The 13032-nt window shown below is 44.0% G+C and carries 11 protein-coding genes and 1 pseudogene; 2 read left to right on the top strand and 10 right to left on the bottom strand.

Features of this window, described 5'->3' with window-relative positions:
* Nucleotides 1-261 precede the first annotated feature (261 nt).
* Nucleotides 262-1605 carry a butyryl-CoA:acetate CoA-transferase gene (locus tag DWX76_RS05455; protein ID WP_118570258.1) on the top strand — a complete coding sequence of 448 codons (1344 nt, stop codon included), beginning with the start codon at nucleotides 262-264 and terminating at the stop codon, nucleotides 1603-1605.
* 164 nt (nucleotides 1606-1769) lie between these two features.
* On the opposite strand, the gene DWX76_RS05450 is transcribed toward DWX76_RS05455, so the two are convergent.
* The 6 genes from DWX76_RS05450 to DWX76_RS05425 all read right to left on the bottom strand — a co-directional run bounded on the left by DWX76_RS05450 (nucleotide 1770) and on the right by DWX76_RS05425 (nucleotide 8487).
* The gene (locus DWX76_RS05450) at nucleotides 1770-3449 is read right to left on the bottom strand and encodes a DUF5722 domain-containing protein (protein WP_118570257.1); all 1680 of its coding nucleotides are present in this window, start codon (nucleotides 3447-3449) and stop codon (nucleotides 1770-1772) included.
* A gap of 286 nt (nucleotides 3450-3735) precedes the next feature.
* On the bottom strand, nucleotides 3736-5739 hold the full coding sequence (locus DWX76_RS05445; protein ID WP_118570256.1) for a heavy metal translocating P-type ATPase: 2004 nt from the start codon (nucleotides 5737-5739) through the stop codon (nucleotides 3736-3738).
* 168 nt (nucleotides 5740-5907) lie between these two features.
* Complete coding sequence (locus DWX76_RS05440; protein WP_022358590.1) at nucleotides 5908-6126, bottom strand: cation transporter; 219 nt, start codon at nucleotides 6124-6126, stop codon at nucleotides 5908-5910.
* Nucleotides 6127-6254: 128 nt separating this feature from the next.
* Nucleotides 6255-6614 carry an ArsR/SmtB family transcription factor gene (locus tag DWX76_RS05435; RefSeq protein WP_022358591.1) on the bottom strand — a complete coding sequence of 120 codons (360 nt, stop codon included), beginning with the start codon at nucleotides 6612-6614 and terminating at the stop codon, nucleotides 6255-6257.
* A gap of 488 nt (nucleotides 6615-7102) precedes the next feature.
* Nucleotides 7103-7300, bottom strand: a complete 198-nt coding sequence (locus DWX76_RS05430; RefSeq protein ID WP_118570255.1) for a tautomerase family protein — start codon at nucleotides 7298-7300, stop codon at nucleotides 7103-7105.
* A gap of 17 nt (nucleotides 7301-7317) precedes the next feature.
* Nucleotides 7318-8487 (bottom strand): iron-containing alcohol dehydrogenase, encoded by a 1170-nt coding sequence (locus DWX76_RS05425; protein WP_022358593.1) that lies wholly within the window; start codon nucleotides 8485-8487, stop codon nucleotides 7318-7320.
* A gap of 716 nt (nucleotides 8488-9203) precedes the next feature.
* Here DWX76_RS05425 and DWX76_RS05420 point away from each other — a divergent pair.
* Nucleotides 9204-9470 carry an acyl carrier protein gene (locus tag DWX76_RS05420; protein ID WP_118570254.1) on the top strand — a complete coding sequence of 89 codons (267 nt, stop codon included), beginning with the start codon at nucleotides 9204-9206 and terminating at the stop codon, nucleotides 9468-9470.
* On the opposite strand, the pseudogene DWX76_RS05415 reads toward DWX76_RS05420, so the two are convergent.
* From DWX76_RS05415 to DWX76_RS13910, 4 genes and pseudogenes are all read right to left on the bottom strand, one after another.
* Nucleotides 9467-9691 (bottom strand): annotated as a pseudogene (locus DWX76_RS05415) (SAM-dependent methyltransferase); the annotation flags it as partial. The gene DWX76_RS05420 and the pseudogene DWX76_RS05415 sit on opposite strands and share 4 nt — an antisense overlap.
* Before the next feature lie 45 nt (nucleotides 9692-9736).
* Nucleotides 9737-10204 (bottom strand): low molecular weight protein-tyrosine-phosphatase, encoded by a 468-nt coding sequence (locus DWX76_RS05410; RefSeq protein WP_118570253.1) that lies wholly within the window; start codon nucleotides 10202-10204, stop codon nucleotides 9737-9739.
* A gap of 500 nt (nucleotides 10205-10704) precedes the next feature.
* A complete protein-coding gene (locus tag DWX76_RS05400; protein ID WP_118570251.1) occupies nucleotides 10705-12561 on the bottom strand; it encodes a zinc-ribbon domain-containing protein in 1857 nt (618 codons plus the stop codon).
* Nucleotides 12562-12568: 7 nt separating this feature from the next.
* The coding region (locus tag DWX76_RS13910) for a hypothetical protein (RefSeq protein WP_182429734.1) at nucleotides 12569-13032 on the bottom strand (464 nt) is incomplete at its 5' end.

Genomic DNA, 13032 nt, shown 5'->3' with positions numbered 1-13032 from the left:
AAAGCGATCTTCTCTGGCATTATAACCAACGTGGTATTTTGTTTGTGAATTAATAGACAAAGTCATTTCCTTTCTATTTACATACACTTATATCTGTAATTCACAAATATGAATATGTCGTCATTTTCCCCTATTTTGTCCTCCGCCTCTTTCGTTGACAAGGGGTAGTGGAGATGATACACTGATAAACAACGGGGGATGTCCGAATCACGCATTTGTACGGACTTCTTCATATTATTAAAAAGGACAAGGTGAATAAGTATGGATTACAAGAAACTGTATGCAGAAAAGCTGGTTTCCGCTGAAAAAGCTGCTTCCGTCGTTAAATCTGGCGACTGGGTTGACTATGGCTGGACCACCGGCACTCCGGTAGCAGTCGATGCTGCTATCGCAAAACGTCTTCCGGAACTGGAGAATGTACACTTCCGCGGCGGTATCCTGATGTGGGTACCGGAGATCTTCAAGATCGAAAACCCGGCAGCTCATATGACCTGGAACTCCTGGCACATGAGCGGTATCGAGAGAAAGGCAATCGCACAGGGATTCAGCTTCTATGCTCCGATCCGTTATTCCGAGCTTCCGAGATACTATCGTGAGTCCGCAACCAAACCGGATGTAGCTGTATTCCAGGTCGCTCCGATGGACGAGCACGGTTATTTCAACTTCGGACCAAATGCTTCCCATATGGCAGCCTGCTGCGAGACTTCCAAGGTTGTCATCGTAGAGGTCAATGAAAATATGCCGGTCTGCCTCGGCGGATTTGAGAACGGCGTTCATATCTCCAACGTAGACATGATCGTAGAGGGCAGCAACCCGACCATCGCAGAGATGGGAGGCGGTGCAGCAGCGACTGATGTCGATGAAGCAGTTGCAAAACTGATCGTAGACGAGATCCCGGATGGTGCCTGCTTACAGTTAGGTATCGGCGGTATGCCGAACGCAGTTGGTTCCCTGATTGCGAAATCTGACTTAAAGGATCTGGGTGTTCACACCGAGATGTACGTTGACGCATTCGTTGATATTGCCGCAGCCGGCAAGATCACAGGCGCTCACAAAGCACTGGACAAAGGCCGTCAGGTATACGCATTCGGCGCTGGTACCAAGAAACTGTATGACTACTTAAACAACAACCCGGCCTGCATGAGTGCTCCGGTTGATTACACCAACGACGTCCGCACCATCGCAGCCCTGGACAACTTCATGTCCATCAACAACGCGGTTGACCTCGACCTCTTCGGTCAGGTAAATGCAGAGTCCGCAGGAATCAAGCACATCAGCGGTGCAGGCGGACAGCTTGACTTCGTTCTGGGCGCTTACCTGTCCAAGGGCGGAAAGAGCTTCATCTGCTGCTCCTCCACCTTCAAGAACAAGGCTGGCGAGCTGCAGTCCCGTATTCTCCCGACCTTAAATCAGGGTTCCATCGTAACCGATACACGTGCAAACCTGCACTACCTGGTAACCGAATACGGTAAAGTAAACTTAAAGGGTCTTGCAACCTGGCAGAAATGCGAGGCTATCATCTCCGTTGCACATCCGCAGTTCCGCGATCAGCTGATTAAGGAAGCTGAGAAGATGCATATCTGGAGACAGAGCAATAAGATCTGATAAGAACTCAAGATCTGATAAAATCGGCAGGATTCGGAGACAAAATCCAATTTTCTAAAAAAAGTGCTTTTCCTCTCAAGAAATTTTCTTCGAGAAGAAAGGCACTTTTTTATTTATACTTTTTTCTTATAGTTTTTGTTCTACAAGTCTCTGTCTACCATCCACTACTGTTCCAGAGACTTCCACCGGAAGTTCGGAATCACATCCGACCACTTATTAATTCCGATGATTGATTTTGCAAAATTCGAAGTTTCCAGCGTGTATCTCTTCTGATCAATGTCGTGGAAAACTCTCCAGAGCTTTCGATCCTTTACCGCTACAATCTCATTGCCCTGATTCATATCACAGGACCACAGACCGAAGCTTAAGCCTGCCCTTACCTCTGACGGCGCATCGACCTGACGACTCAGAATGTACGCGTCGATATACGGGTTACTGTCCACGATATAGTAAGAATATGCAAATGCCGCCGCCTGGATATCCGACACATCGCCGCGCGTCAGACTCTGTGCAGTAAATCCTTCCTCCGTCAGAATGACATGGCGCACCTCGCCAGATGCTGTCTTCATCGAATCCTGATTCAGATAATCGGTCAGTACATGCAGGTTTGCAAAGTTGACAATCGGTGAATCTGCCCTCTCGGTTACCAGCCCCGTTGCCGGATCATCCCAGAATTCCGGTTCCGTCATCGGGTACGGATACGGATGGTAGGCAATGCCCCAGTCCATCTGACCTTCCGTTACTGCCAGGGCGTTAAACGTATCAACAATGCCTTTGCCCGTATAATGCACCTGATCGTTCAGGTTCTCATACGGAGCTCCCCACCAGAAATCAAGTGAAAAATAAACCCGGTCATTCGCACTTGTGCTCTTGATCGCCGTGTAGAACGTGCGGAATGCCTGCTGATACGTGGATACATATGTATTCAAATCTGCCGGTCCCATGTAGTTCCAAATCTGGTTGTTGATCTCATTGCCCAGAATCCAGTTGGAAATCTTCGCATAATTTGAATTATGATTCTTGCCGCTGTAACGATCCGCCAAAAACGCGAAGATCGCACGCGTTGTCTCAAATCCTTCCTGTGTCTTCGTGTTAAACATATAATAATTGGCGCTCGAAGATTTCGCAGTTCCCGCATGAACCAGTTCCGGGTGCGCGTCATTCCAGTCATTTAAAACGATCGCCGTCACAGATATATCTTTTCCGATATATGTACTGATCACCTTGTCATAATTTTCAACCACCGACTTATTAAAATGATACGTTTTTCCATCGTACTCATAATCAATGCCACTTCCTAAAAACTGGGAAAATGCGATATTGACCGCCACATGTTTGACGCCCAGTGTAAATGCATCGTTGAGCATATTTAACTGGATATTCAAGCCCTTTTTCGTCAGCGGCGTCTTAAACGCATCCTGATTGGATGCAACCACCTCCGGATTTGTGATATAATGTGCCGCGCCAACTGCCGTAAATGCAGTTCCGTCAAACACTGCCGGAACAAACCGGCTGTAAAGGCGGTCCTGGGCAGTTCCCTTGTTTAAAGGAATCGAGACGGTCCTCGTTTCCCCTGCGCCTACGCTGCTGACATAATCAGTCCGGCTTCCAATCTCCGACTCATACGGCCGCAATTCAAACAGATAAATCTTTCCGTCCGTCCCCGTTGTATCACCGTTGCTTGAAAGTGAAATATCCACTGTATTCTGCCCCGAACCAATCAGACAGGAGCCGATCGAAGCGGTTATCTGAAACGTCTGCGCCGCCAGTGCTGTAAACGCAGCCGCCACACTCAGGCAAACCGCTGCAGCTAGGACAAGCGCCGTTTTCATCCATTTTTTCATCCTGTTCCTTCCTTTCCGTCTAATATCCTATGGTATTTGATCATACTTCATTCTTCCGTCAGATTCAATTACTATTTTATTAAGGATTATTACAACTATTTTGGAAATCCTGTATGATTCCCAGCATTTTATCTTTTCCAAGCCTTGATTTCTTTCTTATTCCTATTCTTTTACCACTTGCAAATATTGGTTTTATATATAAATCCCTTAGAGCCGCAAGTTTAAAAAGCTACAGTTTCCGGAACCATCAAGTATTCCTTCCGCCATAGCTTTTTGATATTAGCGATTATTTAGTTCTTAATGCCCTCATCGCATTTAAAATTGCAATGACGGAAACACCGACGTCCGCAAACACGGCTTCCCACATATTAGCCACTCCAGCCGCGCCCATCAGAAGCACAACCGCCTTAACCGCCAGAGCAAACACGATATTCTGGTGCGCGATTGCCATTGTCTTGCGTCCGATTTTAACCACACCTGCAATCTTCGCCGGGTTATCATCCATCAGGACAATGTCCGCCGCCTCGATCGCCGCGTCACTTCCCATGCTTCCCATTGCAATACCGACATCTGCGCGGGAGAGAACCGGTGCATCGTTAATGCCGTCGCCGACAAATGCCAGCTTCCGCTTTCCGGTCATCTCCGCCAGCATCTCCTCGACCTTCTGCACCTTATCCGCCGGAAGCAGCTCCGTGTACGCCTGATCGATGCCAACCTTCGCAGCCACCGCCTCTCCGACCGCTTTCCGGTCGCCCGTCAGCATAACAGTACGGCGGATTCCAGCCGCCTTCAGTCCACGGATCGCATCCTCCGTCTCCGGCTTGATCGTATCGGCAATCAGGATACTTCCGGCAAATTTTCCGTCCTTTGCCAGATAAATCACAGTGCCGATGCCGTCGCATTCCTGATACGGTATATTTTTACTCTTCATCAGGCGTCCATTACCCGCCAGAACTATGTGACCGTCGATCGTTGTCTCGATACCATGACCGGAAATCTCGTTGGTTTCACCGATGCGGGTTAAGTCGATCAGGGGTTTGCGTACCACTCCCTGCACACCCTCTTTGGACTGCACCTCTTTTATTGTGTCATTGTCAGCATCCAGAACGATTTCTGCTGTTCCCGCATTCGCCTTTTGAGTTTTTGCTTCTGCCAAACTGCCTTTTCTCTCACGATACGCCTCCCGTATCGATTCCGCGATCGGATGCGTCGAATAATTCTCGGCATACGCCGCCAGCTCCAGAAGCTCATCCTCACTGATTCCCGCCGGATACAGCTCCGTCACTTTAAACTCGCCCTTCGTCAGGGTGCCTGTCTTATCAAATACAACCGTATCCAGCTCCGAAACTGCCTCCAGATAATTGCTTCCCTTGACTAACACACCGATGCGGGATGCAGCACCAATGCCGCCAAAGAAGCTAAGCGGAACCGAAATCACCAACGCACACGGGCAGGAAATTACCAGGAAAATACAAGCTCTCTGAATCCACTCGCCAAATTCTCCGCCCAGCACAATCGGCGGCACAAATGCCAAAGCAACCGCCGCGATCACGACCACCGGCGTATAATATCTGGCAAACCGGGTGATAAAGTTCTCCACCTTCGCCTTCTTGCTACTGGCATTCTCCACCAGCTCCAGAATCCGCGCCACCGTCGAATCATCAAATTCTTTCGTCACGCGCACCCGCAGAAGCCCGCTGCCATTGACACATCCGCTGATGATTTCATCCCCGGCTGCCGCACGGCGCGGTACCGATTCACCAGTCAGCGCCGAGGTATCGATCATCGATTCACCCTCTACCACCACGCCATCCAGCGGAATCCGCTCTCCCGGCTGTACCACGATGATGTCATCCACTTCCACATCATCCGGATCGACCTGCTCTATCTGTCCATCTTTTTCAATATTGGCATATTCCGGGCAGATATTCATGAGATCGCTGATCGACTGGCGCGAACGGTTGACCGCATAACTCTGAAACAGCTCGCCAACCTGATAGAACAGCATAACCGCAACCGCCTCAGAAAACTCGCCCACACCGAACGCTCCGAACGTCGCTACTGTCATGAGGAAATTCTCATCAAACACCTGACCATTTTTAATCCCCCGGAACGCCTTGTATACAATATCCCATCCAATAATCAGATACGGAATTAAAAATACGACTAACTCTGTCCACGGCTGCGGCATTCCGGCAAATACATTCATTTTTTTCGCTGCTGCCGCCGCGATATATACGATTGCCGCCGCAACGATCCGCTTCAGCATCGTTTTCTGCTTCTGATTCATAAAGCCTCCCTTCATTCTGGAAACACATTCCCAGAAAAAAAGATATAGGAAAATGTGCCGGCACAGCTCATTTGCCTATATCTTTTTACTTTGCCCTTCTGTGCATTACACAATCTGATTTTATTCTTTTAAAAAGCAGCTTTTGATCCGATTATGCCTTTTCCAATTTTACATATTAATAATGCAGTCCGGTTCCACCTTCTTGCACACTTCTACAACCTCTTTCATGATCTCGTCGAAACGTGCGTCATCCGCATCGATCGTCATTTTCTGCATCATAAAGCTGACACTCGCATCATTGACTCCATCCAGCTTCTTGATCGCATCCTCCATCTTTGCTGCACAGTTTGCACAATCCAGATCAGTTAATTTAAATTTCTTCTTCATGATAATCCTCCTCTTTTTATTGAGTTATAAATTTTTAATGTTTGCTTTCCGAGACCTGCAATTTTTTTCTTTACAGATAGCACCGCTTTCACATTCATTCAATCCATTATCATCATTCAAGGAACTTGCTATTCTTTAATATGCTCAAAGCCCTGGTTGATAATCCGGTAAACGTGGTCGTCTGCCAGCGAATAGAACACCGACTTTCCGTCCCGGCGGCTCTTGACGAGCTGCGACTGCTTGAGAATCCGAAGCTGATGCGAAATCGCCGACTGCGTCATATTAAGCAGCTGTGCAATGTCGCAAACACACATCTCCGACTCAAACAGCACAAACAAAATCCGGATCCGCGTCGAATCACCAAATACCTTAAACAGCTCCGCCAGATCATACAAATCATCGTCATCCGGCAGCATTCCCCGGACCGACTGCACAACCTCATCGTGAACAGCACACTCCTCACAGCACTCTACATCATGAATTGCCATCCGATTTCTCCCTTCATGCTACGCGTTTCTGCCCTGCTTCACTGCTTCTTTCGTGAAAGCAGTGAAGCAGGATTTTATCAAGATTTCTTTGAAATATTTTTATTTATATGAATCATTGTTCATATGTTCATTATATGAATGTAACTGGGAAATGTCAAGAAATATTTGTGGGAATTTAAAAGGAGTAAATGAAATGTTTTCTCAATTATAAAATGCTGCAAAAAAGACTGTTCATACAGACAAAATCCACTAAGTAATGCGCGTAAATGTGCTTCTTTCTGCCCGGTTTACAGATGATACTCTGTAAACCGGCACAGTTCAAATATCTATTCTCTACATCCTATGCTTTTTTGTCTATTTATGAACAGTCCGTTCTTTTTTATTCATTATTATATGTCTTTTGCAGTTTATTTTTTCGACACTGCTTGAGCTATATTATCCATCGTCGGATGATCTTTTGCCTCTTTCTGCAACCCCGACTTAGACTTCTAATAGAATCTATCCTCGCCCGGAATCGCATCCAAATATTCCTGCCATTTCTCAGCCGGTACATCATGAACCGATACCGTCACAACCTTCGGATCCTTCTTTAATTCTTCTGATACCAGCGTTCTGACCTTCTCAGCCAGCGCTGCCTTCTCTTCCCGGCTCCGTCCCGGGTACATAGATATTGCAATGTGTGGCATGATTTTCCTCCTTTGTACTAATAGCACTCTTCCAAAATATCCAAGATTTCCGCGTGCGTCAGCTGCCGATACCCGCCGTCATTGCGGATACATGAATCAGCAATCGTTTTCAGCAGGCTCTGATCTGTGATTCCCAGTTCCCGCAGCGTCCCCGGCAAACCAATCTCATGAATAAACGCCTGTAATGCGTCAATTCCGCCAAATGCCAGTTCTTCCTCATCGCCGCCATCTGGTGACATTCCCCAGACATTTACAGCAAATTTCACAAATTTCTTGATGCCGTCCCGGCAAATTCGACGATAATACGCCGGATGGATCACGCCAAGTCCCATGCCGTGGTTGCAGTCCGTGTAAGCCCCCATCTGATGTTCAATCATATGCGCCTCAAAATCACACTGTTTTCCTAATTTGATAATGCCAATCTCCGCCATCGTGGACGCCCACATCAGGTTGCTGCGCGCCTCATAATTTTCCGGTTCCCGGATCGCCACCGGCAGGTTCTCAATAATACTCCGCATCAACGCCTCCGAGATCGCATCCGAAAGATTATCCTCATCCGGTGCACTGAAATATGTCTCCATCACATGGCTGAGCATATCAAAACCGCCCGCTGCCGTCTGGAGTGGAGAAACCGTGTAGGTATATTTCGGGTCCATCATCGCAAACACCGGATTGCAGCGCGGATAATTCCGGCTCGTCTTAATTTTCTGTTCTTCATGGGTGATTACACCCTCGCCGTTGACCTCGCTTCCAGTGCCGACCACGGTCACAATCACGCCCACCGGAACCGGCTCAAAATCAATCTCGCCCTTTTTGATCCAGTATTCCTCCCAGACGTCCTTGTCCGTCGCAGCCGCCATTGAGATCGCCTTGCTGCAGTCCATGACCGAACCGCCGCCCACTGCCAGAATCAGATCTACCTGATTTTCCTGTACGACTTTTTTCCCTTCCATCACCTTGCTGTAGGTCGGATTCGGCATGATGCCAGAAAATTCTATCACCTGTTTTCCAGCCAGCTTTAAGACATCCATCACTTCCTGATAAATGCCATTCGTCTTGATCGAGCCGCCGCCATATGCCAGCATCACCGTTTCCCCATACGGCTTCACCGCCTCCAGCAGGTGCTCTTTCACACAACCTCCGCCAAAATAAATCTTTGTCGCATTTTCAAATGTAAACGCCCGCATCGTTCCCTGTCCTTTCTGAACCCGTTCCGGCAAATGCTTTTGCATCCGCCTGATGTTCTGCCTTCTTCTTTGTAGATATGTTTTTTTGAATCTTTATTTTGATTATTTTTCTCCTTTATCTCAGATTCATCAAATGTTCAGCTATAATTCACACTAGATTTGACAAGTTCTCTGTAAGTGTTCATATTATATCACGATTCGCATCTTCGATGCTTACCGCTGCTGACGCAGCTATCGTGATCGCCATTCGCCGTTCGCCATAAATCTGCAAGCAGCTCTCTGGCTCACTTGCGCTCATTATATCATATTACCTTTTTACATTCTATCTTTTTCAGAAATTTCACGCATATATTTTCATTTTTATGAATAAAATTGCACAAACTTATATCTGCGTGTCATTTTTATTCCCCCATCCACTTCCAAAATATTTTCCGAAATTTATGATTTCTTCACATTCCGAACATACTTTTATCACATTTTTTCGATATAGTAATACGCGTAAAGGCAAAAGACCTTTCATAATATACTTTTTCATACCTACGCCGACAGGAGTCCGTTCCTGTCGGCTCCTCCTATTTTAAGGGATATATCTACTCAAGCGGGCAGTTTCATGATAAAATAAACACACAGATAGAATCATCTCTCAAACACAGATTCTATGTTAAATTTACAATAAAAATAGCTGCATGAATCACATATATTAGGAGGAACTTCTCATGAAACACGAACTGACGCAGGAAGAAATCCTGGTTGAAATAAAAGACATTCTATTAGAATACGTAGAAATCACCCGCCCGCTGACACCGGCTGACCGCCTGATCGACGATCTGGGGCTGGATTCATTTTTGATCGTATACTTTATCACAGAGATCGAAGACTGCTTCGAGATCGATATTCCGGAAACGGATTTTATCGAGCTTGTCACGGTCAAGGATCTCTGCGAACGGATTCAGCTGGAAATAAAAAAGCACTCCACTTATTAATACCAGCGTGTCATCGGCAAGTCATTATCAATTCCTTTTGTAAATAAAATCTGGTGCAGACGCAGATTTTCCACATCCAGGATATAAAATCCATCTGCTGAACCACAAGAAATCATTTCCCAGAGACTTAGAACCATTACGCCCGGGAAAATATATTTTTTAATCCACGAATCGCCCGGATGTTCCTCCAGCACACTGATAAATTGCAGCAGAAACAGTCCGTTCCTTCCATCTTAACCTGAAATGGATACTCATCAAACTTTTGGTTATATCTGTCCCTGTTCTTTCAGATATGCCAGAAAACCCACACAGCCCTCCAGAACATCTTCATACGTCGTGTCAAAGTCACCCGTATACCACGGATCCGCGATGTCCCGGTCTGAATCTGCAAATGTGAGGAATTTATATATTTTCCTATCCGGATCGCCTTTCAGCATCCGGTTTAAATTTCGGATATTGGCACTGTCCATGCCTATGATATAATCAAATTTCTCATAATCCGCCCACGTCACCTGCCGCGCCCGGTGCGGCACCAGAGGAATCCCAACCTCCCTCAGCTTATTCACCGTCCCCCGGTGCGGTGGATTGCCGATTTCTTCGGTGCTTGTGGCGGCGCTGTCGATAAGGAAGTGGGCGGAAAGCCCTTGGGATGCGACTTTGTGGGTGAAGACACTTTGGGCTAGGGTGGAACGGCAGATGTTGCCGTGGCAGATGAATAGCACGCGTATACTCATGTTTTTTCCTCCTAAAAAGCCTTATTTTGCCGTAATTTGCCGTGTTATGCCACTTTCAAAAATGTATAAAGTATTGTTACAATGCCACGTGACATTGATTTTTAGTACATATCTTGGCATATCATGGCAAAATAAGGCAAATCGATACACTCATTCGTAGTAGAAACGTAGTCAAAATAAGGTGTGTTACTACTCCAATTTTGGTGGGTGCATTTGAAACCTTTGAATCCTAAAGGGGGTGCCTTTTTGCACCCAGGGGGGGCAAATCCAAAGTCTATAGTTCTTTTCGACATTCAGGACATCGATTGCCACGTATTTTAGTTCTTTCCTTTACAACCGCTTCCCACATATGTCCTTTTTTACACTTCCAATGGATACGTTTATGACTTCCCCAAGTTACCATATCTGGAGTCAATTCTCCATTCTGAAGCGCATCCCATTCTTCCAATATATATTCTCTATCATTCTGCTTACACCAAGTTTCTAAATCATTTATCCCCTTAATAGCTTTTTTTATTTGTTCCTGAACAAAAAGGACAGCCATGATTATATGTTCTACTTTTAATCTGAGCTTCCCACTCGTGCCCTTTTGAACACTTCCACCATACTTTAGCATGACTTCCATATGTAACTGATTGTGGTGTTATATCCATATTTTTTTCATAATTCCACTCATCGCACAAATTAGAATTATTTTCTCTGCACCACTCAGCTAATGTTACTTTATTTCGTTTAACATTATTACCACTATTACATACTGGGCACCCCGTTCCATTTACACGGTTATACACTGTTGCTTCCCATTCATGCCCCTTTGAACACTTCCAATGCATTTTTTCTTTATATGTTTTTGGAACTTCATATGGTTTTACAGTATTTTTTTTATAATCCCATTCATCTAATAAAATACTGTTATTATCTCTGCACCAGGATTCAAAATCATTCTCTCCAGTCACTACTCGTTGTCCAGCACAATATGGGCACCCCAATTTATGCTCACCACGTGTATTAATCGATGCTAGCCAAGAATGACCATTTTTACATTTCCACCATATTTTTTTATTATTTCTTGCTGAATAAACATCTGGTGTAATACCTTCATTTTTTTCAACGTCCCATTCCTCTATCAGTTCTGGAAAAATACTAGCAACACTGTTCTCTTTAAGAACATTCATATAATATGCCCTTATCGATAACTCATCTAGTTTCATATCTATATTAGGAATCATTTTACTATTGGTAATAGAATTGATTACTTTATATAGTTCTGTTAATGCCCATTCGAATTCATTGGTGACATATTTACCATTCATTGCAATAAATTCAATGACAACTTGTCCATCCGTTTCATAGACAGAAGTATTGTCCTTCGTTTCTCGCAATCTAATTAATCTTATACCTTCTGAAACAAGTTTCTTTGTTTTTTCAAAATCTTTCTTTTCTTTCTCCTTACCCGAATGCCACATAGAACCATCGTATTCTATGGCAATATTAAATTGAGGTAGAAATATATCCACTTCACATCCTTTTATTCTGTATCTCTGTAATACTTCATATTCTTTTCTCAAATAGAACGCAACAGCCTGTTCTGGAAACGAAGTCTGAGTTCTAGCACAGATAGGGCAATTTGTTTTTGAACCTTCAGTCCTATTATGAACTTGCGTTCTCCACTCATGATTTTTATTACATTTCCACCATACATATTTTCCACTTCCAAAGGTTACCTCTGTAGGCAGAATTTCATTTTTTTCATAATTCCATTCCTTTAAAATATTATCTCTTTGATTTTTTTTGCACCATGACTCTAAATCATTAAAACCAACTAAAATTCTTTTAGGCGGATTACTACAATATGGACATCCCGCCGTTTTTACAAATCGAGTTTTCCCTTGTCTAGCTGTAATTCTACTTGAAATAACAGCATCCCATTCATGACCACAAGCACCAACCCACCAATATTTCTTTCCTGCTCCACCTTGAATAATATCACATGGCTTCATCCCATTATTTTTTTCATAATTCCATTCTTTTAACAAATCTTCTCTACCATTATTCTTACACCATGTTTCAAAATCATTATATCCTATTAACAATTTGCTACCCGAACAAAATGGACAGCCATGATCATTAACGGTTCTATTTCCTATAGTTGCTTCATATTTATGTCCTTTTTCACATATCCAACTAACTTTAATATTTGAATTAGGCATAACAAGATCAGGAGTTGAAACATCCCATCCAAATTTATTTTTCAAACCATTATTAGCATTGTAATCCCATTCTATTAACAAATTTTCTCTATTGTTCTTTTTGCACCATGTTTTTAAATCATTTTCTCCAATAATTAGTTTCGCCAAATCTTACTCACCTTCTCGCACTTGATTCACTTATTACTTCTTTTATATATTTTCGTTCCATTTTAGTTAAAATGTGATTCGAATATAATTTCCCAAATGAAGAAGCAGCCATAGATTTTATAATTTCTTGTTTGATTTCATCTCCAATGGGGAACAAAAAATTTTTCCGATATTTTGCTTTATTTTCATTTCCAAATAAAAATAAACATAGTTCTGATGATACTGGAAATATTATTTCATCATACTCTTCACATGGAAAATCACTACCGCAAACATATATTGGCTTGTCTGATGTAATAATACTCTTACTTCTATCTATGCCTACACCAAATGACATATTCTTCATCGGTTCGAACAGTGCATTAATACTCTTACTTCTATCTATGCCTACACCAAATGACATATTCTTCATCGGTTCGAACAGTGCATTAATAATAAATGCTTCATTACTGCTTTCATCAATTTCTTTAA

Origin of the sequence: Clostridium sp. AF21-20LB (assembly GCF_003478795.1) — a bacterium.
Taxonomy (GTDB): Bacteria; Bacillota; Clostridia; order Lachnospirales; family Lachnospiraceae; genus Otoolea; species Otoolea fessa.
This window is presented reverse-complemented; position numbering and strand designations above follow the sequence as displayed.

Excerpts from the sequence above, each read along its gene's own strand:
- DWX76_RS05430 (WP_118570255.1), bottom strand. The coding sequence starts at position 7,300 with ATGCCACACATTGCAATATCTATGTACCCGGGACGGAGCCGGGAAGAG.
- DWX76_RS05450 (WP_118570257.1), bottom strand. The coding sequence starts at position 3,449 with ATGAAAAAATGGATGAAAACGGCGCTTGTCCTAGCTGCAGCGGTTTGC.
- DWX76_RS05410 (WP_118570253.1), bottom strand. The coding sequence starts at position 10,204 with ATGAGTATACGCGTGCTATTCATCTGCCACGGCAACATCTGCCGTTCC.
- DWX76_RS05440 (WP_022358590.1), bottom strand. The coding sequence starts at position 6,126 with ATGAAGAAGAAATTTAAATTAACTGATCTGGATTGTGCAAACTGTGCA.
- DWX76_RS05425 (WP_022358593.1), bottom strand. The coding sequence starts at position 8,487 with ATGCGGGCGTTTACATTTGAAAATGCGACAAAGATTTATTTTGGCGGA.
- DWX76_RS05445 (WP_118570256.1), bottom strand. The coding sequence starts at position 5,739 with ATGAATCAGAAGCAGAAAACGATGCTGAAGCGGATCGTTGCGGCGGCA.
- DWX76_RS05420 (WP_118570254.1), top strand. The coding sequence starts at position 9,204 with ATGAAACACGAACTGACGCAGGAAGAAATCCTGGTTGAAATAAAAGAC.
- DWX76_RS05435 (WP_022358591.1), bottom strand. The coding sequence starts at position 6,614 with ATGGCAATTCATGATGTAGAGTGCTGTGAGGAGTGTGCTGTTCACGAT.
- DWX76_RS05455 (WP_118570258.1), top strand. The coding sequence starts at position 262 with ATGGATTACAAGAAACTGTATGCAGAAAAGCTGGTTTCCGCTGAAAAA.